Consider the following 18,449-nt stretch of genomic DNA (forward strand, 5'->3'; position numbering starts at 1 on the left):
CGGCGCCTGCCTGGACTGGGACCTGTGCGCGCCGCGCGCTGGCTGTGCGGCGTGGCGCTGCTGGCGCTGGCCGGGGTCGCGGCCGCGCAACCGGCGCCGGCCGCGCGCCGCGACACCGAGCAACAGCCCGCGGCAGCCGCACCGGTGGTCAGCAACAACTACAGCTACGTGCGCTACCGCGCCGACTACGAGGTGCGCGAGGACGCCACCAGCGTGGAGACCGACGAGTATGAGCTGCTGCTCAAGACCAAGGCCGGCGTCGACCAGTTCAGCCAGGTGCGGCTGGGCTACAGCGAGAAGCTGGAAACGCTGGAGGTGCTGGCCGCCTACACGCTGACCCCGGACGGGCTGCGCCACGACGTGCCGGCCGACAAGATCTACACCCAGGAAAGCTATTCGAGCGCGGCGGCGGCGATGTACGCCGACCGCAAGGTCAAGGTGGTGGTGTTCCCCAACCTGATGCCCGGCGCGCGCCTGGTGTACCGGGTGCGCCGCACCCAGAACGTCCCGTACTTCATCGGCTACTTCAGCCTGTGGGAGACCTTCAGCGTGTTCTCCCAGTACGACGACGCCACGGTGACCCTGGTGGCGCCGCGGCGCCTGCAGATGCACCTGTACACGCGCGGCGTGCAGGGCAGTAACACGCCAACGATCGACGGCGAGCAGGCGCGCTGGGAATGGCATTACAGCCGCCGCGAGCCGATGAAGAGCCAGAACTGGGCCGCGGCGACCTGGGAGTTCAGCCCGACCATCATGGCCAGCAGCTTCCGCCGCTGGGCACAGATGGCCCAGGCCTACCAGCACAGCAGCGCCGCCGCCGCGCAGGTCACGCCCAAGGTGCGCGCCCGCGCCGAGCAGATCACCGCCGGCATCACGGACCGCCGCGCGCAGGCCGCGGCGCTGTACGAGTGGGTGGCGCGCAACATCCGCTACGTGGCGGTGTACCTGGGCAACGGTGGGCTGCAGCCGAACAGCGCCGACAGCATCCTCGACAACCACTACGGCGACTGCAAGGACCACACCGTGGTGCTGGAAGCGCTGCTGGCGGCCAAGGGCATCGCCAGTACGCCGGTGCTGCTCGGTGCGCAGGGCGGGCCGACCCTGCCCGAGGTGCCGGTACTGGGCCGCTTCAACCACGCCATCACCTATCTGCCCGAGTTCAAGCTGTACGTGGACTCGACCAGCCCGTCCGCGCGTTTCGGCCAGTTGCCGGCCGGCGACCTGGGCGTGCCGGTACTGCACACCGCCGACGGCACCGTGGCGCGCACGCCGCCGGACGACGCCAAGGTCAACCGTTATCTGGTCGAGACCGATTACCGCTTCGCCGCCGACGGCAGCCTGAGCGGCATCACCCGCCTGGACAGCGGCGACGTCGGCGAGGTTGGCCTGCGCACGATGTTCGTGCAGCTCAACGCGCAGAACCGCACCCGCATCGAGGAGTCGATCGTCGCCGCCTCCGGCTTCGATGGGAGCGGCGAGCTGTTGCTGCAGGGCACGCCGCAGGACCTGGGCCGGCCGTTCGGCTACGCCTACCGGTTCCGCGCCCACGACTACGTGGACTTCGGCGTGGTCGGCGGCATGAGCCTGCCGCTGATGCCCGGCGCCGACTCGGTGCGCGGGGTCTACAGCACGGCCTCGGCCGAGCGCAATCTGACCCCGTTCTACTGCAACGACAACGCGCGCAGCGAGACCTACCGGCTGACCTTCCCGGACAGCGTGCCGATCATCGCGATCCCGGCCGACACCCATTTCCGCAACGCCGCCGGCGAGTACGCCGCGACCTGGGTGCGCGACGGACAGACCGTGACCGCCACGCACACGCTGCACCGGCGCGCGATCCACGGCCCGGCGGCGCTGTGCCAGCCGCAGGACTACGCCGCCTTCCGCGAGTTGTACCAGCAGGTGCGGCGCGGCTTCCGCGGCCAGATCCTGTACGGCGACCTCAGCCGGATGCAGACCGGGCCTTAGCCGTGGGTCGGCCGGCCCACGCGCTCTGATCGCCTATTCAGGCGCGGCGCGTCACACTCCCCACACTCCATCCGGAAATCCATCCGCATGCTTCGCACACTCCGCTACACCGTCCTCGCCACCGCGCTGCTGGCCGGCTCCGCCTTCGCCGGCGCCCGCGAGGACCTCACCGCCTTCACTCGCGGGCTGAAGGGCCTGGACGGCCAGTTCGCGCAGAAGGTCTACGACGGCAAGGGCACGCTGAAGGAAAGCGCCAGCGGCCGCGTCGCGCTGTCGGCGCCGCGCCTGTTCCGCTGGGAGTACCGCAAGCCCTATACCCAGCTGATCGTCGCCGACGGCAGCAAGGTGTGGGTCTACGACCCGGACCTGAAGCAGGCCACGGTGCGCGCGCAGGGCAGCGAGGAACAGAACAGCCCGCTGACCGCGCTGATCGACCCGGGCCGGCTCGACCGCCAGTACGACGTCAGCGAAGAGGCGGTAGCCCGCGACGGGCTGCAGTGGCTGACCATGACCCCGAAGGTGGACACCGAGGCCAGCTTCCAGATGGCCAAGCTGGGCTTCGACCGCAACGGCCTGGCGCGCATGGAAGTGGTCGACCCGGTCGGCCAGCGCACTGACATCAGTTTCAGCGACTGGAAGCGCAATCCGGCTTTCGCCAGCGGTACCTTCCGCTACGTCCCGGACAAGGACGTGGACGTGGTCGGCGACCAGTGAATCACCTGCCGCCGCGCGCCGCCGACCGGCGCGTGGCGGCCTTGCCGGTCACTCGCAGGTCTGCACTTCGATACTGACGTGGCCCAGCGTGGCCACCCCTGACAGACGCGCGTGGTAGAACGCCGCCGGCCGTGGCCGGTGGGTCACCAGCGACACGATCGCCGCATGCTGGCCGGGACCGACCCGCCACACGTGCAGGTCGGCGATGCGTTCGTCGTCCTGCTGCAGGCGGTCGCGGATCTGCGCCTGCAGCGCCGCCGGCGCCGAGGCGTCGAGCAGCACCGCGCCGGTGTCGCGCAGCAGCGCCAGCGACCAGCGCGCGATGACGATGGCGCCGACGATGCCCATCAGCGCATCGGTCCAGGCCCAGCCCAGATACTTGGCCAGCAGCAGGGCGACGATCGCCATCACCGAGGTCAGCGCGTCGGCCAGCACGTGCATGTAGGCCGAGCGCAGGTTGTGGTCGGCGTGTGCGTGCCGATCGTGGCCGGCCGCCTGCGCGGGTGCGGCGTGGGCGTGCGCAGGCCCGCGGTGATCGTGGTGATCGTGAGGGTGGTGATGGTCGTGACCATGCGCGTGATCGTGGTCATGCCCAGCGTGGTGCGCGTGCGCATGGTCGTCATGCCGGTGAGCGGCATGCGCATGGCCGTGCCCGTGATGATGGCTGTGCCCATGCCCATGCCCATGCCCATGATCATGATGGTGGTCGGCGCCCAGCATCCAGGCGCTGAGCAGGTTCACCAGCAGGCCCAGCGCCGCGATCCACAGCGCCTCGTCGTAGGCGATGTGCACCGGCTGCGCCAGGCGCAGTGCCGACTCCACGCCGATGCCCAGGGCGATCAGTGCCAGGATCAGCGCGCTGGAGAAACCGGCCAGGTCGCCGACCTTGCCGGTGCCGAAGGTGAAGCGGGGGTTGTGCCGGTGCCGGCGCGCGAACCAGTAGGCGAAGCCGGCCAGCGACAGCGCGCCGGCGTGGGTGGCCATGTGCAGGCCGTCGGCCAGCAGCGCCATCGAGCCGGTCCACCAGCCGGCGACGATCTCCACGATCATCATCGCGGCGGTCAGCGCCACCACCGCCCAGGTGCGGCGCGCATTGCGCTCGTGGCGCGTGCCGAGGAAGTCGTGCTGATGGGTGAACGCGTCCAGGGTGTCGTGGTGGCTCATGGCGGGGGTCGGCCGGGCAGGGAAGCGCCGCGATTCTAGCGCTGGCGTCGATGCCGTGCAGGCTTGCGGCACGGCGTAGACGGGCCGCGGCGATAGAATGGGCGCATGGCCAAACGCAGACCCTTCGCTTCCGATACGCCTGACCTGCTGAGCGTCGACCGCGAGGCCATGCGCCCGCTGGCCGAGCGCATGCGCCCGCGCACGCTCGACGAGATGGTCGGGCAGAAGCGCCTGCTGGCACCGAGCAGTGCGCTGCGCCGCGCGGTCGCGTCCGGCCGGGTGCATTCGATGATCCTGTGGGGGCCGCCCGGCTGCGGCAAGACCACCCTGGCACTGCTGTTGGCGCAGTACGCCAAGGCCGAATTCAAGGCGATCTCGGCGGTGCTGTCCGGCCTGCCGGAAGTGCGGTTGGTGCTGGCCGAGGCCGCGCAGCGTTTCGCCGACGGGCGCCGCACGGTGCTGTTCGTCGACGAGGTGCACCGTTTCAACAAGGCGCAGCAGGATGCGTTCCTGCCGCACATCGAGCGCGGCACCATCCTGTTCGTCGGCGCCACCACCGAGAATCCCTCTTTCGAGCTGAATTCGGCGCTGCTGTCGCGCTGCCGCGTGCACGTGCTGGAAGCGGTGCCGCCGCAGGACATCGCCGAAGCGCTGCAGCGGGCGCTACACGATCCAGAGCGTGGGCTCGGCGCCGAGCAACTGCAGGTCTCCGACGCGGCGCTGCTGGAGATCGCCGGCGCCGCTGACGGCGACGTGCGGCGTGCGCTGACCCTGCTGGAGATCGCCGCCGAACTGGCCCAGGATGAGGGCGGCGAAATCACCGCGCAGACCCTGCAGCAGGTCCTGGCCGACCGCACCCGCCGCTTCGACAAGGGCGGCGAGCAGTTCTATGACCAGATCTCGGCGCTGCACAAGTCGGTGCGCAGCTCCAACCCGGACGCGGCACTGTACTGGCTCACACGCATGCTCGACGGCGGCTGCGACCCGTCCTATCTGGCGCGGCGGCTGACCCGCATGGCGATCGAGGACATCGGCCTGGCCGACCCGCGCGCGCAGTCGATGGCGCTGGAAGCCTGGGACATCTACGAGCGCCTGGGCAGTCCCGAAGGCGAACTGGCCTTCGCGCAACTGGTGCTGTACCTGGCCAGCACCGCCAAGTCCAACGCCGGCTATGCCGCGTTCAACCAGGCCAAGGCCGAAGTGCGCGAGACCGGCACCCAGGAGGTGCCGCTGCACCTGCGCAACGCGCCGACCAAGCTGATGAAGACCCTGGGCTACGGCGCCGACTACCAGTACGACCACGACGCCGAAGGCGGCATCGCCCTGGACCAGACCGGCTTCCCTGACGCGATGGGCGAGCGGGTGTACTACCGGCCGGTGGAGCGCGGCCTGGAGATCAAGCTCAAGGACAAACTCGACCGCCTGCGCGCCGCGCGCGAGCAGGCGCGGGCTGACAAGGCCGGGCGATCGCCGTCATAATCGGCGCACAGGAGATGGCATTCCTCCTTGAACCGCCCGCAACACTGCGCGCTGATGATGCCTGCCCAACCCCCGCCGGGGTGGCAGGCGCGCGCCTCGGCATCGTCCTTGTGGAGAATCCGATGCCCGTTCCTTCTCGTTGTTCTGCTGCCGCTCCGGCGTTCGCCTCGCGGAGGCGCGCATGAACCTGACTCTCTGGTGGCAGCAACTGCTGCTGGCGATGGCCGGCGGCGCGGTCGGCTCCGGCCTGCGTTTCGCGGTCGGCAGCGCGTTGCTGCAGCGCTACGGCGCCGGCTTCCCGTGGGGCACCTTGGCGGTGAACCTCGCCGGCGCCTTCGTCGGCGGCTTCCTGCTGGTGTGGATCGAAGGCCGCGGCGCCAGCGCGCCATATTGGCGGGCACTGCTGATCGTCGGCCTGATCGGCGGGCTGACCACGTTCTCCTCGCTGATGATGGAAAGCATGGTGTTCGTGCGCAACGGTCGCCTCGGCATGGTGCCGTTGTACCTGGCGATCACCCTGGCGGCGGGGCTGGTGCTGGTGTTCGCCGGCGCGCGCGCCGCCGCGGAACTGCGGCCGCCGACGGTGACTGCCGGCCGCTGAGCGAAGCGAGGGTCTAGCCCAACAGCGCGGCGCCCACGCCGAGCGGGGGCGCCAGCAGCGCAAGCGGCACGATCAGCCGCGGCCGGTACGGCAGCAGGCCCAGGGTCAGCAGCGCCGCGCTGGCGCTGAGCGAACCCACCCACAGCACCGGACCGATGCCCCAGCCGCGCGCGGCCACGCAGCAGGCGAACGCCGCGCCCAGCAGCAGCCAGCCGGCGACCTGCAGTTGCCGCAGGCGTGGCGCGGCGGCGCGGCGCGCACCGTACAGCTCGAGTTGGTGCTTCTCCATGCCCAGACACAGCGCGACGAAGCCGGAGAACGCCAGGCACAGGCCGAGCACGGTCATGCGCCCTCCGTAGCCAACACCGGCTTGCCCGATCCGCCGCGTTCGCGGGCGCGGCGTTCGGCCGCCGACAGCGGCGGTTGCCAGCGTTGCATGCGCCGCGCGGCCAGCGCCAGGGCCAGGCCGAGGAACAGGCAGACCAGGTCGAATCCGGCCAGCGCCCAGTCGCCGGCCAGCAGGCTCACGCCCAGGTGCGCGTCGGTGGTGATGGCGTTGAGCAGCGGCAGCAAGCCGAACAGCGCCGCGCCCGCATACAGTTGCCAGGCCCACATCGCGCGTTTCGGCCACACCTGTGCGGCAATCAGGGCCGCGGCCCAGGCCAGGAAGAACATTGCCGCTTCGCGCTCCGGGCGCGATTCCAGTTGCAGCGGCAGCAGCCGGTTGCCCCAGAAGTAGGCGGCGAAGGCGATCGGCAGTCCGGCCACGGTGCCGATGTTGAGCGCGTCGACCAGGCGCAGGCCCAGGCCGATGCGGCCGGCCTTGGCGTGCTTGGGCCGCTCCTTGACCGCCCACAGGATCGCGCCGCTGGCCACCATCAGGCAGCCGAGCAGGCCGCAGCCGAAGAACAGCCAGCGCAGCCAGGGCCCGGCGAAGTGCGCCAGGTGCAGGCCGTACAGGGTGCTGCGGGTTTCCGCGGCGGCGCCGAGTTCGCCGCTGCGGCCGAGTACTTGGCCGGTAGCCGCGTCCAGCAGCAGCGAGGGCGTGGTGTAGCCCAGCCGCTGGCCATCGCCCTGGCGGATCTGGATCGTTGCGGCGGTGTCGCCGGCGTTGTACACGGTGAAGCCGGCGATCGGCGCCTGCGCGCCCCATTCGCGGCGGGCCACGTCCAGCAGTTGCGCGATCGGCAGCATGTGCCCGGGCGTGCCACTGGCCTCGCGCAGGTTCTGCGGCTCCTGGAAGGCCTCGGCATAGAACGCCTGCTCGGCGTCCGGGTAGGCGGTCTGGATGCCCCAGGGCAGGTACATCAGCATCAGCGTGACCAGCCCGGTGTAAGTGATCATCGCGTGGTAGGGCAGGGCGAGCACCGCGCTGGCATTGTGGAAGTCCAGCCACGAGCGCTGGCCCTTGGCCGGGCGGAAGGTGAAGAAGTCCTTGAAGATCTTCTTGTGGGTGATCACGCCGCTGATGATCGCCACCAGCATGAACATCGCGCAGAAGCCGACGATGTAGCGCGCCCACAGCGCCGGCAGGTAGTGCAGGTCGAAGTGCAGGCGGTAGAAGAAATCGCCGCCGCGGGTGTCGCGGGTCTGGCTGGCCGCGCCGCTGACCGGGTCGAGCAGGGCGCTGCCGAACATCTCCTTGCGGCTCTGGCGGGCGCCGTCGGCCGGCGGTGGATTGCGCCAGAACAGGTCGGTGAACGGCGCGCGCGGGCTGGCCAGCGACACGAACCATTGCGGCGACTGCGGCGCCTCGCGCTGCAGCAGCGCCACCGCACGTGCGGCCACCACGTCGGGGGCCAGTTCTGCGCGCGGCAGTTCCGGGCGCATCCAGCGGCTGATCTCGTTGCGAAAATAGCTGGCGGTGCCGGCCATGAAGATCAGCAGCAGCACCCAGGACACCAGCAGCCCGCTCCAGGTGTGCAGCCAGGCCATCGATTGGCGGAATCCCTGCTTCATGGCGCGTGCTGCTGCAGCCAGGCGATGGCCAGCGCCATCGGCGCCAGCAGCGCCACGATGCCCAGCCAGGCGCGCCCGGCGCTGCGCGCGGCGAACGCCCACAGGGCCGTGCAGGCGCAGACCAGGATGCCCAGCATCATGCCGCTCAACACCGCCTGCGCACGCAGCGACGGCCACAGCAATGGCAGCAGCACGGAGGTGGCCGCGGCCAGCGCATAGCCGCCGACGATCGCGGCCAAGCTGCGCGCCAGCACGCCCAGCCAGGGCGGCAGGGTGCGGCGGACGGTAGCTGCAGGAACAGTGGCGCGCTGCGGCGCTGGCGGAACTGGGTGCATGGAGGCCTGTCGAAAAGGGCACCGGCTTGGCGACGGGCTAGGCGGAGCGAGCGGCAGCAGCGAGAACTGCAGGTTGGTTAATGATACGCATTCCTATCTGTCAGACGCAATGCGAGCTGCGGATATGGCTGTAGGCGGACGTATGGTCTGCGAAGTCCCAGAGATCGGTTTGGAGGGCCTGGAAGCCCATCAAGCGGCAACGCGGGGTAGGAGAGGCACGCTTTGCCGAGGCCGACCGTCGCTATCCCCTTGGCGGACGCTGCATCCGCTTCCCGTCTCGACTGGCCGGCCTCCGAGGCGGCCGGCGGCACTCGGCCGAAGGGGGTCATCTGGTAGACACCTGGCACCAGGTCTTGTGGCCGGTCGTGCATGGGGATAGCGTCCGGTGATGCGCATCCGTCTGCCAGGGAAGATCGGGTCATGAACCTCGCAAGAAATCTGCTGAACGTCGTATGCGCGGCTCAGCTTCTCGCCGCTCCACTCTTCGCCATCGCAGCCCCCTCGTCGCAAGTCACCATCACGACCACTGCGACCTATGCGGACAGATCTGCTGAAAAACAGGCGGTGGTGACTTGGCTCCAACAGCATGCCGAGTCTGTCAACGGGCATCTGATCGGGGAGGTCGACAAACTGCGAGACGTGACTGTCACGTACACCCGTACCACTGACGGTCGCGTGCGTCCGCAGGCGCCGGGGGATGCCCCGCCGACGCCGCTACCGCCCGGGCAGCCAGGAGACACATACTCCGTGTCGAACTGCACTGGTGGCGTCTCCCAGTCGTGGAGCTACACGTTCGTTTCCAGCTCCAAGGGAGGCGGCTGGGTGCTGGTTGATTACAAGTACGCGAAGAAAGCCTGCGGCTCCGACGGTGCTTGAATAGCGGAGAGTCGATAGCCGCGGCAAGAGGTGTACGACCAGAAGAACGGGCCTGGAAGGTCCGTTTTTTCTTTGTCGAAGTTGTTCTCTGGCATGCCGCATGCCACGCGAACGGGTAGGGGATTCCCGACAAGCTAACGCGGGGTTTGGCTAGGGCAATGCCGACAAAATCGTGATGAAGTTCACGAATCGAGTGCGGCTTGGCCGGTTCACGCCACTGGGCTCGATGCCGACGCGCAAGCAAGCGCGCTCCACGGCGTCTCGTTTGCGCACCCATCCTATCGCATCCGGACCACAAGGAAGTCGCATCATGGAAGGTTTTCTGAGTCGCGCGGTTCGCCGCCTGTCCCGTGCCCAGCGCGGCATTGCCGCCACGCTGTTGTGCCTGTCGCTGCTGTTGCTGTCGTTCCATGGCCACGCCGCGCCGGTGCCCGGCGGTTCGTGGCAGAAATCGTGCAAGAACCCGAGCATGAGCGGCACGATGCTCAGCGCCGACTGCAAGACCGGGACCATCACGCTGTTCGGCGGCGGCAACGGCTGGCGGCATACCATCATCCAGCGCACCGATCTGTGTTCGGGCGATCTGAGCAACGACCACGGCCGGCTGAAGTGCAACCGCGGCATCTACACCTCGAGCCTGCCCGCGTCGGCCAACAAGACCTGCGACGACGTGTTCCGCGACAAGGGCGTGCTGTACGCGATGTGCCGCAAGAAGAGCGGCGGCTACCGGACCAACGCGCTGTTCCTGCAGACGCAGTGCCTGTCGGCCGTGAACAACGATGGCGTGTTGTCCTGCTCGACGGCGCCGCCGGCATGTGCGCCGACCATCTCGGCGGTGGCGGCGAACAAGGGCTTCAACGTGCACGGCAGCTGCTTCCTGCCGAACCACGCGGTGTACTTTCGCTATGTCGACAACAATCTCAAGAACGTCTTCGGCCAGGGCAGCTCCAACGCGGCGGGCAGCTTCGATTTCAACACCGGGCCGATCTGCGTCTACCCCGGCCCGGTGGCGATTTCCGCCAACGACGGGCGCAGTTCCAGCAGCGACGTGACCGGCACCTTGTGGAGCAATACCGTCGTCATGACCTGCCCGTAACCCGTGCTGGCGCGTTTGACGATGCGCCGCGGTGTGAGCCGGGGACTGGCCGGGCGTGTCCATCGGCAGTGGCGCCGATCGCCAGAGTGCCGCACCATCGAGCGAACCACGCGGCTGCGCGCAGCCGCGTGGTTTTTTTCGACTGCACAGGGACACGCGATGAAGATTCTGGTGGTGGACGATTACCGCACGATGCGGCGCGTGATTCGCATGCTGTTGGGCCAGCTCGGCTACGACGACGTGATCGAGGCGGCCGATGGCGAGGCGGCACTGGCCGCGATGCGGGCAGAAAAGATCGGCCTGGTCATTTCCGATGCGAACATGGAACCGATGACCGGCCTGGAGTTGCTGCGGACGGTGCGCCGCGACGCGAAGCTGAAAAGCACACCGTTCCTGATGGTGGTCACGGAGGGGCGCAGCGAAAAGGTGATCGAGATCCGCGAAGCAGGCGTCAGCGGCTACATCGTCAAGCCGTTCAATGCGGACATGCTGAAGGAAAAGATCGCGTACGTGCTCTGATTGGGCCGCCGAGCGCGGTGGCGATCGGGAGGTTCGCGTCAGTGTGGCGTGGCGGTCGCTGCGTTTGCTTTTGCCGTCATCGCTTCGGCGGCAGCGATCTTCTGCGTCACCGCCTCGCGCAGTGGCGACGACGCCGGCAGCAAGGTCAACAGGTGACGCCAGTCGCCGGCCGCAGCGGCGTAGCGCTGCTGCTGGAAGGCGGCGATGCCGCGCACCCATAGGGCGCGCTGATTGTCCGGTTGCTGCGCCAGCACCCGGTCGAGCATGGCGCGTGCGGCGCTGCCGACGGCGAGATCGGTGCGTTGCGCCATGTCGGTCTCGGCCCAGCCGAGCAGGGCCTCGACATTGTCCGGGGCGATCCGCAGGGCTTGCGCATAGGCCTGCTGCGCGTCGTGGGGGCGCCGCGCCTGTTGCGCGTCCCAAGCCTGCTGCAGCCAGCCTTGCAACAGCTGCGCGGGCTGGTCCGGCGCGGCCGGCGGCAGCGGTTGTAGCGGGACGCCGGCCAGGGCCGCCGGCGTGCCGATGCGCCAGTACAGGCTGGCGCCGAGCAGCGGCAGGCTCAGCGCCAGCAGCAGCGCGACGCCGCGCTGCGCACCTGCGCCGGGACGCTGGACGAGCAGCGGACGCAGTACTGCGAACAGACCGATGCCGAGCATCGCCGCGGCGGCGAGGAGAAAGCCCGGCGTCACCAGGCGTCCTCCGCGTCCGTTTCCGCCGTTGCGGCGCCGATGGCGCGGCGGCGTTGCCGCAACGTCGCCAGCACCATCGCGGCGCCGCCCAGCAGCAACAGCGCCGGCCCGAACCACAGCAGCCAGGTAGCCGGCGCCAGCGGCGGGTCGTACAGGACGAAGGCCGAATAGCGATCGACCATGTACTGCTTGATCTGCGCATCGCTGCGCCCGGCCTGCAATTGCGCGAACACCTGGTGGCGCAGGTCGCGCGCCAGGGCCGCATCGGAATCGGCCAGGTTCTCGTTCTGGCAGACCAGGCAGCGCAACTGCGCGGTCAGCTGCTGGAAGCGCTGTTCTTCCACGCGGTCGCGGAATGGTAACGGGTCCACCGCCTGGGCAAGCGCCGGCAATGCGCCGCCCAGCAGCCACAGCAGCACCAGCAACCGCCACCACGGCGTGCGCCGGCGCCTGCGTGCGGCGATCGCGCTCATCGCCGCGCCTCGTCGAGCGCCGCGATCGCCGGACGCAGCTCGTCGGCCAGCACCTGCGGCGTCAGCACGCCGACGTGCTTGTAGCGGACCACGCCATCGGCATCGATCAGGAAGGTTTCCGGGGCGCCGTACACGCCCAAGTCGATCGCACGCTGGCCATCGGCGTCCACCAGCACCAGCGCATAGGGATTGCCGCGCTGTGCCAGCCAGGCGGCGGTGTCGTGCGGGTCGTCGCGATAGGCATAGCCGACCAGTGTCACGCCCAGTTGCCGACCCTGCGCCATCAGCAGCGGATGCTCCTCGCTGCAGGCCATGCACCAGCTGCCGAACACGTTGAGCAGATACGGGCGGCCGCGCAACGCCTGGCTGCCGCTGCGCAGCTCCGGCCGGTCCAGGCGCGGCAACGCAAACGCTGGCACCGGCTTGCCCAGCAATGGCGAGGGCACCTCGCGCGGATCGTGGCTGCGGCTCCACCACAGGCCGAAGCCGAACAGCACGGCCAGCAGCACGAACGCGCCCAGCGGCAGCAGCCGGCTCATGGCGCGGCTCCGGCGAGGGCGGCCGGCGTGGCCGCGTTGTCCGCAGCCGGCTGGGCGCGCAAGCGGCGCGCACCGGCGCTGACGAAGCCGCCGAGCATCATCAGCAGGCCGCCGGCCCAGATCCAGCGGATGAAGGGCTTGTCGTACAGGCGCAGGGTCCAGCCATATTCGATGTGCTGGTCGTCGACCGGTTCGCCCAGCGCGACATATAGATCGCGCAGCACGCCGGCGTCGATCGCCGCCTCGGTCTGGATCCGTTCGCTGCTGTACAGGCGCTTCTGCGGATGCAGCACCGCCACCACGGCGCCGTCGCGCAGCACGGTCACCGTGCCTTGCTCGGCTTTCCAGTTGGGGCCGTCGACCAGGCGCACGCCATCGAAGCGGAACGCGTGCGTGCCGACCTGCGCGCTCTGGCCGGGATCCAGGCGCACGTCGCGCTCCACCGACAGGCTTTCCGACAGCAGCACGCCGGCCACGAACACCGCGACCCCGGCGTGCGCGAGCAGCATGCCGGCCAGTTCGGCAGGGAAGCGCCGGCCGCGTGGGGCGCTGCGCCAGCGGGTGAGCGCATACAGCGCAGTGCCGACGCCGACCCAGGCCGCAGCGGCGACGCCGGCCACCGTGCGCAGCGTGCCCGCGCTCAGCAACCACGCCAGCAGCGCGCAGGCCAGCGCGGCCAGCCCGGCGCGCGCGGCCACCGCGCGCAGTGCGCCCGGCTCGGTGCGGCCCCAGCGCAGGTAGGGGCCGAACGGCAACAGCAGCACCACCGGCAGCATCAGCAGCGGGAACAGCAGGCCGAAGTAGGGCGGCCCGACCGAGATCTTGCCCAGCCGCAGCGCATCGCCGAGCAGCGGAAACAGCGTGCCCAGCAGCACCATCGCCGCGGCCACGCTGAGCATCAGGTTGCCGACCAGGATCGCGGTCTCCCGCGACAGCGCGGCGAACGGCTTGCCCGCGGCCAGGCGCGGCGCACGCAGCGCGTACAGCAGCAGCGAGCCGCCGACCACCAGCACCAGGAAGCCGAGGATGTACAGGCCGCGGCGCGGGTCGGCGGCGAAGGCGTGCACCGAGGTCAGCACGCCGGAGCGCACCAGGAAGGTCCCCAGCAACGACAGCGAGAACGCCAGGATCGACAGCAGGAGGGTCCAGGCGCCGAGCGCGCCGCGCTTCTCGGTGACCGCCTGGGTGTGGATCAGCGCCGCGCCCACCAGCCACGGCATGAAGCTGGCGTTCTCCACCGGGTCCCAGAACCACCAGCCGCCCCAGCCCAGCTCGGCATAGGCCCACCAGCTACCGGCGACGATGCCGGCACTGAGGAAGCCCCAGGCCACGTTGGTCCACGGCCGTGCCCAGCGCACCCAGGCCTGCTGCTGTTCGCCGCCAAGCAGGGCGGCGATGGCGAAGGCGAAGGCCACCGAGAAACCGACATAGCCGGTGTACAGCACCGGCGGGTGGAACACCATGCCCGGGTCCTGCAGCACCGGGTTGAGTTCGCTGCCGTCGCGCGGCATCGGCGACAGCCGCGCGAACGGATTGGAAGTGAACAGGACGAAGGCCAGGAAGCCGCTGGAGATCAGCCCGAGCACGCCGAGCACGCGCGCCGCGAAGGCTTCCGGCAGGTGCCGGCCGCTGCGCGCCAGCGCCACCGTCCACAGGTTGAGGATGGCGATCCACAGTAGCAGCGAGCCTTCGTGCGCGCCCCACACCGCGGCCAGCCGGTAGTACCAGGGCTGCGCCAGGTTGGCGTTGGCGGCGACGTAGCGCACCGAGAAATCCAGCTGCAGCAACACGTAAGCGAGCAGGCCGAAGGCCAGCCATGCGAAACCGGCCTGGGCGTAGGCGGCCGGCCGCGCCACCGCCATCCAGGCGCGCTCGCCGCGCCAGGCGCCCAGCAGCGGCAGCACCGCCTGCACCAGCGCCAGCAGCAGGGCCAGGATCAGCGCGCATTGGCCGAGTTCGGCGCTCATCGCGCGGCTATTCCGGCGCGGCAGGGCGCGATCGCACTCATGGTCGTGCCGTCGCCGCAGCGGCCGCCGAGGTGTTGCCGACGTGGGCGCGATCGGCATGCGCCTGCGCCATCGCGTCCTTCAATTCCTGCGGCATGTAGGTTTCGTCGTGCTTTGCCAGCACTTCGGTGGCGACGAAGCGTGCGCCCTGCATCGAGCCGGTGGCGATCACCGCCTGGTTGTCGCGGAACAGGTCGGGCAGGATGCCGGTGTAGGCGACGGCGGTGGCGCCGGCCTTGTCGATCACGGTGAACCGCACCTGCAGCGAATCGGCGCTGCGCACGATCGAACCGGCCTTGACCATGCCGCCGAGCCGGAACACCCGGTAGTCGCGGGCGGCGCCGGCCTGCACCTGGCTCGGCGTGAACAGATAGCTGATGTTGTGCTGCAGGGCCAGCACGAACAGGCCGGTGGCCAGCGCCGCGGCGCCGAGCAACAGCAGCACCAGCAGCAGGCGGCGCTTACGGGTGGGGTGCATCGCGAACTCCGGCGGCGGCAGTGCCGCGGGCGCGGCGGACCTGTTCGCGCGCCACCTGCGCACGGATCCCGGCGAGCAGTCGGCGCTGGCGGCGACGCGGCAGCGCGCTGTCCAGGATCAGCACCACCAGCGCCAGCGCGTACGCGCTCCACACGTAGACGGCGTAGCCGCCCATCGCCCAGAACCCGCTCATGCCGCGTGTTCCGCGGGCAGCGGCACAGCGTCCGTGGGCGAGGCCGGCCTGGGTGCGGCCTGCAGCGCGATCGCACGCACCCAGGCCTTGCCGCGCTCCAGCGCCAGCAGGTCGGTGCGCATGCGCCCGCACAGGCTGGCGACGTAGTAGCACTTGCTGGCGACTACCCCAGTCAGCAGCGGCCACAGCATCGACAGCGGCATCTTCGACGGGCCCAGCACGCGCACGGTGGAGCCCTGGTGCAGGGTGTTCCACCAGACCACCGAGTAATGCACGATCGGCAGATTGATCAGCCCGACCAGCGCCAGCAGCGCGGCGGCGCGTGCGCCCTGGCGCGGATCGTCGATGGCACGGTGCAGGCCGATCACGCCCAGGTACAGGAACAGCAGCACCAGTTCCGAGGTCAGCCGCGCGTCCCAGGTCCACCAGGTGCCCCACATCGGCCGGCCCCACAGCGAGCCGGTGCACAGGGTGACGAAGGTGAAGGCCGCGCCGATCGGTGCCGAGGCCATGCAGGCGATTTCCGCCAGCTTGATCCGCCATACCAGCGCGACCAGGCCGGCCATGCCCATCGCCGCATAGACGAACAGGCTCATCCACGCGCACGGCACATGCACGAAGAGGATGCGGTAGGCATCGTGCTGCTGGTAATCCGGCGGCGCCAGCACCAGCCCGCCATAACAGGCCACGGCGCCGAGCAGCACGGCCGCGGCCAGGCTCCACGGGCGCACCGCGCCGGCCACGCGGTAGAAGGTCGGCGGCGCGCCGAGCCGGTGCAACCAGAGCGGGATCCAGGAACGCATGGGGGCCTTCAGCGGGCGAGGGGAGCGCTGCGCGGCAGCGCCTGTACCGCGGCGGCGGCATCGACTTGCAGCAGACCGTCGCGCGTGCGGCTGGTGCGCAGCAGCAGGTCGTGCACGCGGCGCGCATCCAGTTGCGGCGCCAGCGCCAGCAGCAGCGCGACCACGCCGCTGACGTGGGCGGTGGCCATCGACGAGCCGGAGGTGAAGTCGTAGCCGCCGTTGGGCTGGGTGGTGAGGATGTCCTCGCCCGGCGCGCTGAGCACGCCTGCCGGCGCCGGCGTGGCGGCGCTGCTGCGCACCACGATCACCCCGGGAATGCCATCGGGAAACCCGTCCATGCGGCCGTTGGGCGGCATCGCCGCGACCACGATGCGGCCATCGCGCAGCAACTGTTCCAGCAGCTTGCGCAGCAGCGGATCGGCCGGGCCGCCGAGGCTGAGATTGATGATGCGGGTGCGGGTGTCGCCGATGGCCGCCAGCGCCTTGGCCAGGGTGAAGGAATTGCAGCCGGCACCCGCGCCGGGGCGCTGCGGATACCAGCAGGCCTTGTACACGTCGAGCATCGCCTTCGGCGCGATGCCGACGATGCCCAGATGGTTGTTGCTGCCGGCGGCGATGATGCCGGCGACCTCGGTGCCGTGGTGGTCGCGGTTGAACGCGCCCGGATCGGCGGCGACCAGGTCGCGGGTGTTGCGCAGGCGCCCGCGCAGGTCCGGATGCGCGGTGTCCACGCCGGTGTCGACGATCGCCACGTCCACGCCCTGGCCCTGGCTCAGCGCCTGCGCGGTGGCCGCGTTGGTGGCGGCGAAGCCGCGCTGCATGTCCACATAGGGATCGTTGTAGCGCAGCGGCTGCGCCGGCGCGGCCGTGGCCTGGCTGTCGGCCGAATACGTGCCGAAGTCCTGCAGCGGCTGCGACAGTGCCACGCGGTCGTCCTTGGCCAGTTGCGCCAGCAGCGCGGCGCGGTCGCTGCCCGGTGCCGGTTCCAGCACCACGCAGTACAGCCCCAGCGCCTTGATCGGCCAGCCGGCGACCTGGCGCAGGCCGTAGCGCTTGTTCAGCGCCTGCAGGGTGGCGACGGCCTGGGTCCCGGCGCCGTAGTAGCGGGCGGAGGCGTAGCCGAGCAGGTTGGAGCCGGCGTGGCGGCTCGGCGCGGCCATCGGGTTGGCCACGGCGAGGACGATCTGGCGCTCGCTGTCCAGCGCCGGCGACGGATCCAGGCTGGGCGCCTTGGCCGCGGGCACAGGATCGGCGACGGCCGCCGGCGCGGCGTGGGCGCAGGCACCCAGGCCCAGGCAGGCGACGAGCAGGCTGGCGAGATGCAGCTTCATGGCGCGGCGATCGGCTCCGCCAGGCGGATGCCGGCGGTGGCGCGCAACTGCTGCACGCTGCGCTGCGGCTGTGCCGCCGATCCGGCCTGGGTCGGCACCACGGTGTAGGCGCCGGCGGCGTTGGGGCCGCCGATCACCCGCAACTGCAGCTTGCGCAGCAGCACGTCCCAGTCGGCCAGGGTCATGCGCGCATCCGGCACCACCCGGATCGCGTCGGCGGCCAGCGGTTGCGCGGCGTCGCTGAGGGTGCGGTAGGCGGTGCTGCGCTCGTGTTCGGCGGACAGGCGCATGCCCAGCACGCCCAGGCCCACCGCCTGCAGCAGTGCGGCGGCGACCAGGGCCCGCGTGGTCCAGCTGGTGCGGCTGCGCTGCGGCTGCGCCTGCGGCACCGGCGCGTCCAGGCGCTGCAGCAGGCGCTGCAGCCCGGCCTCGGCGTCCACCGGCACGTCACTGGGCAGGGTCATGGCCAGGCGCAGGCGGCTCTGCTGGGCGAACTCGGCGCTGCAGTGCTGGCACTTGGCCAGGTGCGCCACCAGCCACTCGTTGTCTTCTTCCGTGGCGCTGTCCTGCAGCACCCACGGCATCAGTTCCCAGGCATGCGCGCACTCGTTGCCCGGCTCGTTGAAGCCCGTTTTCATCACGCGCTCTCCGTCAGCGTGGACGCGCCGCCGGCCAATCCCGGCAGCACATTGCGAAGCTTGACCCGGGCATGGAACAGCCGGGCTTTGATGGTGCCCACCGGGCACTGCATGATCGCGGCCACTTCTTCCAGCTTGTGGCCGAGGCCGTAGACCAGTTCCACCACCAGGCGCTGGTCGGCCGACAGGCGTTCCAGGCCCTTGCCCAGCCAGTCGCGCAGCTCGCGGTCCTCGTCCGGGTCGGCTGCCGCGGCGTGGTCCTCGGCGGCCACGCCGTCGTCGATGGCGTCGTCGCTGTGGTGGCGGATCGCCTTGAGCCCGCAGCGGTAGGCGATGCCCATGATCCAGGTCGAGACCTGCGAGTCGCCGCGGAAGTCGCCGGCCTTCTGCCAGACGATCCAGAAGCAGTCGTTGATCGCCTCCTCGATGATGTCCGGGCGCCGGGTCAGCCGCGACAGGAATCGGCACAGGCGGCCGTGGTAGGCGCGGTACAGGCGGGTCAGCGCCTCGCGGTCGCTGGCCGCCATGCGCCGGAGCAGCATGCGGTCGGTGGCATCGCCGAGCAGGTCGGTGTCGTTCATGGGGGCA

General features: G+C 70.2%; 21 protein-coding genes and 1 riboswitch. Of the genes, 7 read left to right on the forward strand and 14 right to left on the reverse strand.

Annotation, left to right across the window (positions count from 1 at the left end):
- Positions 1-24 precede the first annotated feature (24 nt).
- Both GGR71_RS11980 and lolA read left to right on the forward strand, forming a co-directional pair.
- Entirely contained in the window at positions 25-1,968 is a 1,944-nt protein-coding gene (locus GGR71_RS11980) for a DUF3857 domain-containing transglutaminase family protein (protein ID WP_456362617.1), read from the forward strand.
- A gap of 87 nt (positions 1,969-2,055) precedes the next feature.
- The gene (gene lolA / locus GGR71_RS11985; protein WP_160960825.1) at positions 2,056-2,682 is read left to right on the forward strand and encodes an outer membrane lipoprotein chaperone LolA; all 627 of its coding nucleotides are present in this window, start codon (positions 2,056-2,058) and stop codon (positions 2,680-2,682) included.
- Positions 2,683-2,730: 48 nt separating this feature from the next.
- Here lolA and dmeF read toward each other — a convergent pair whose 3' ends face one another.
- Entirely contained in the window at positions 2,731-3,846 is a 1,116-nt protein-coding gene (gene dmeF / locus GGR71_RS11990; protein WP_160960823.1) for a CDF family Co(II)/Ni(II) efflux transporter DmeF, read from the reverse strand.
- Between the two features lie 105 nt (positions 3,847-3,951).
- Here dmeF and GGR71_RS11995 point away from each other — a divergent pair, with 105 nt between their 5' ends.
- Positions 3,952-5,325, forward strand: coding sequence for a replication-associated recombination protein A (locus GGR71_RS11995; protein ID WP_160960820.1), 1,374 nt, complete (start codon positions 3,952-3,954; stop codon positions 5,323-5,325).
- A 1-nt stretch (position 5,326) separates the two neighbouring features.
- A riboswitch (Fluoride riboswitch) is annotated at positions 5,327-5,396 on the forward strand.
- Positions 5,397-5,506: 110 nt separating this feature from the next.
- The gene (gene crcB / locus GGR71_RS12000; protein ID WP_160960817.1) at positions 5,507-5,926 is read left to right on the forward strand and encodes a fluoride efflux transporter CrcB; all 420 of its coding nucleotides are present in this window, start codon (positions 5,507-5,509) and stop codon (positions 5,924-5,926) included.
- A gap of 13 nt (positions 5,927-5,939) precedes the next feature.
- Here the strand turns inward: crcB and GGR71_RS12005 are convergent, their stop codons facing one another.
- From GGR71_RS12005 to GGR71_RS12015, 3 genes are read right to left on the reverse strand one after another with little or no spacing between them, the layout of a single operon-like run.
- The gene (locus GGR71_RS12005; protein ID WP_160960816.1) at positions 5,940-6,272 is read right to left on the reverse strand and encodes a DUF3325 domain-containing protein; all 333 of its coding nucleotides are present in this window, start codon (positions 6,270-6,272) and stop codon (positions 5,940-5,942) included.
- On the reverse strand, positions 6,269-7,885 hold the full coding sequence (locus GGR71_RS12010; RefSeq protein ID WP_160960815.1) for a PepSY-associated TM helix domain-containing protein: 1,617 nt from the start codon (positions 7,883-7,885) through the stop codon (positions 6,269-6,271). Before GGR71_RS12010 ends, GGR71_RS12005 begins: the two co-directional genes overlap by 4 nt.
- A complete protein-coding gene (locus GGR71_RS12015; protein ID WP_160960814.1) occupies positions 7,882-8,220 on the reverse strand; it encodes a DUF3649 domain-containing protein in 339 nt (112 codons plus the stop codon). Before GGR71_RS12015 ends, GGR71_RS12010 begins: the two co-directional genes overlap by 4 nt.
- A gap of 420 nt (positions 8,221-8,640) precedes the next feature.
- Here GGR71_RS12015 and GGR71_RS12020 point away from each other — a divergent pair, with 420 nt between their 5' ends.
- From GGR71_RS12020 to GGR71_RS12030, 3 genes are all read left to right on the forward strand, one after another.
- The gene (locus GGR71_RS12020) at positions 8,641-9,096 is read left to right on the forward strand and encodes a hypothetical protein (protein WP_160960813.1); all 456 of its coding nucleotides are present in this window, start codon (positions 8,641-8,643) and stop codon (positions 9,094-9,096) included.
- A 310-nt stretch (positions 9,097-9,406) separates the two neighbouring features.
- Positions 9,407-10,192, forward strand: coding sequence for a hypothetical protein (locus GGR71_RS12025; protein WP_160960812.1), 786 nt, complete (start codon positions 9,407-9,409; stop codon positions 10,190-10,192).
- Positions 10,193-10,351: 159 nt separating this feature from the next.
- Entirely contained in the window at positions 10,352-10,711 is a 360-nt protein-coding gene (locus tag GGR71_RS12030) for a response regulator (RefSeq protein WP_160960811.1), read from the forward strand.
- 38 nt (positions 10,712-10,749) lie between these two features.
- On the opposite strand, the gene GGR71_RS12035 is transcribed toward GGR71_RS12030, so the two are convergent.
- Genes GGR71_RS12035 through GGR71_RS12080 form a run of 10 tightly spaced genes read right to left on the reverse strand, consistent with a single transcriptional unit; the run spans position 10,750 to position 18,442 of the window.
- Complete coding sequence (locus GGR71_RS12035; RefSeq protein WP_160960810.1) at positions 10,750-11,400, reverse strand: TPR domain-containing protein; 651 nt, start codon at positions 11,398-11,400, stop codon at positions 10,750-10,752.
- Positions 11,397-11,873: a cytochrome c-type biogenesis protein gene (locus GGR71_RS12040; RefSeq protein WP_160960809.1), complete on the reverse strand. Its 477-nt coding sequence runs from the start codon at positions 11,871-11,873 to the stop codon at positions 11,397-11,399. Before GGR71_RS12040 ends, GGR71_RS12035 begins: the two co-directional genes overlap by 4 nt.
- The gene (locus tag GGR71_RS12045) at positions 11,870-12,412 is read right to left on the reverse strand and encodes a DsbE family thiol:disulfide interchange protein (RefSeq protein WP_160960807.1); all 543 of its coding nucleotides are present in this window, start codon (positions 12,410-12,412) and stop codon (positions 11,870-11,872) included. The genes GGR71_RS12040 and GGR71_RS12045 overlap by 4 nt, the downstream gene beginning before the upstream one ends.
- Entirely contained in the window at positions 12,409-14,379 is a 1,971-nt protein-coding gene (locus GGR71_RS12050) for a heme lyase CcmF/NrfE family subunit (RefSeq protein WP_160960805.1), read from the reverse strand. Before GGR71_RS12050 ends, GGR71_RS12045 begins: the two co-directional genes overlap by 4 nt.
- A gap of 37 nt (positions 14,380-14,416) precedes the next feature.
- Entirely contained in the window at positions 14,417-14,896 is a 480-nt protein-coding gene (ccmE, locus tag GGR71_RS12055) for a cytochrome c maturation protein CcmE (protein WP_160960803.1), read from the reverse strand.
- Positions 14,880-15,089, reverse strand: a complete 210-nt coding sequence (gene ccmD / locus GGR71_RS12060) for a heme exporter protein CcmD (protein WP_160960801.1) — start codon at positions 15,087-15,089, stop codon at positions 14,880-14,882. Before ccmD ends, ccmE begins: the two co-directional genes overlap by 17 nt.
- Positions 15,086-15,892 (reverse strand): heme ABC transporter permease, encoded by an 807-nt coding sequence (locus GGR71_RS12065; RefSeq protein ID WP_160960799.1) that lies wholly within the window; start codon positions 15,890-15,892, stop codon positions 15,086-15,088. The genes ccmD and GGR71_RS12065 overlap by 4 nt, the downstream gene beginning before the upstream one ends.
- Positions 15,893-15,900: 8 nt before the next feature.
- The gene (locus GGR71_RS12070; RefSeq protein ID WP_160960797.1) at positions 15,901-17,223 is read right to left on the reverse strand and encodes a S8 family serine peptidase; all 1,323 of its coding nucleotides are present in this window, start codon (positions 17,221-17,223) and stop codon (positions 15,901-15,903) included.
- Entirely contained in the window at positions 17,220-17,861 is a 642-nt protein-coding gene (locus GGR71_RS12075) for a zf-HC2 domain-containing protein (protein ID WP_160960795.1), read from the reverse strand. Before GGR71_RS12075 ends, GGR71_RS12070 begins: the two co-directional genes overlap by 4 nt.
- Positions 17,861-18,442 (reverse strand): RNA polymerase sigma factor, encoded by a 582-nt coding sequence (locus GGR71_RS12080; protein WP_048489770.1) that lies wholly within the window; start codon positions 18,440-18,442, stop codon positions 17,861-17,863. The genes GGR71_RS12075 and GGR71_RS12080 overlap by 1 nt, the downstream gene beginning before the upstream one ends.
- Positions 18,443-18,449 lie beyond the last annotated feature (7 nt).

Source organism: Xanthomonas sp. F1 (genome assembly GCF_014199855.1).

Bases quoted from the DNA above. Each gene is read 5' to 3' on its own strand.
- lolA (WP_160960825.1), top strand. From the start codon at position 2,056: ATGCTTCGCACACTCCGCTACACCGTCCTCGCCACCGCGCTGCTGGCC.
- dmeF (WP_160960823.1), bottom strand. From the start codon at position 3,846: ATGAGCCACCACGACACCCTGGACGCGTTCACCCATCAGCACGACTTC.
- GGR71_RS11995 (WP_160960820.1), top strand. From the start codon at position 3,952: ATGGCCAAACGCAGACCCTTCGCTTCCGATACGCCTGACCTGCTGAGC.
- crcB (WP_160960817.1), top strand. From the start codon at position 5,507: ATGAACCTGACTCTCTGGTGGCAGCAACTGCTGCTGGCGATGGCCGGC.
- GGR71_RS12005 (WP_160960816.1), bottom strand. From the start codon at position 6,272: ATGACCGTGCTCGGCCTGTGCCTGGCGTTCTCCGGCTTCGTCGCGCTG.
- GGR71_RS12010 (WP_160960815.1), bottom strand. From the start codon at position 7,885: ATGAAGCAGGGATTCCGCCAATCGATGGCCTGGCTGCACACCTGGAGC.
- GGR71_RS12015 (WP_160960814.1), bottom strand. From the start codon at position 8,220: ATGCACCCAGTTCCGCCAGCGCCGCAGCGCGCCACTGTTCCTGCAGCT.
- GGR71_RS12020 (WP_160960813.1), top strand. From the start codon at position 8,641: ATGAACCTCGCAAGAAATCTGCTGAACGTCGTATGCGCGGCTCAGCTT.
- GGR71_RS12025 (WP_160960812.1), top strand. From the start codon at position 9,407: ATGGAAGGTTTTCTGAGTCGCGCGGTTCGCCGCCTGTCCCGTGCCCAG.
- GGR71_RS12030 (WP_160960811.1), top strand. From the start codon at position 10,352: ATGAAGATTCTGGTGGTGGACGATTACCGCACGATGCGGCGCGTGATT.
- GGR71_RS12040 (WP_160960809.1), bottom strand. From the start codon at position 11,873: ATGAGCGCGATCGCCGCACGCAGGCGCCGGCGCACGCCGTGGTGGCGG.
- GGR71_RS12045 (WP_160960807.1), bottom strand. From the start codon at position 12,412: ATGAGCCGGCTGCTGCCGCTGGGCGCGTTCGTGCTGCTGGCCGTGCTG.
- GGR71_RS12050 (WP_160960805.1), bottom strand. From the start codon at position 14,379: ATGAGCGCCGAACTCGGCCAATGCGCGCTGATCCTGGCCCTGCTGCTG.
- ccmE (WP_160960803.1), bottom strand. From the start codon at position 14,896: ATGCACCCCACCCGTAAGCGCCGCCTGCTGCTGGTGCTGCTGTTGCTC.
- ccmD (WP_160960801.1), bottom strand. From the start codon at position 15,089: ATGAGCGGGTTCTGGGCGATGGGCGGCTACGCCGTCTACGTGTGGAGC.
- GGR71_RS12065 (WP_160960799.1), bottom strand. From the start codon at position 15,892: ATGCGTTCCTGGATCCCGCTCTGGTTGCACCGGCTCGGCGCGCCGCCG.
- GGR71_RS12070 (WP_160960797.1), bottom strand. From the start codon at position 17,223: ATGAAGCTGCATCTCGCCAGCCTGCTCGTCGCCTGCCTGGGCCTGGGT.
- GGR71_RS12075 (WP_160960795.1), bottom strand. From the start codon at position 17,861: ATGAAAACGGGCTTCAACGAGCCGGGCAACGAGTGCGCGCATGCCTGG.
- GGR71_RS12080 (WP_048489770.1), bottom strand. From the start codon at position 18,442: ATGAACGACACCGACCTGCTCGGCGATGCCACCGACCGCATGCTGCTC.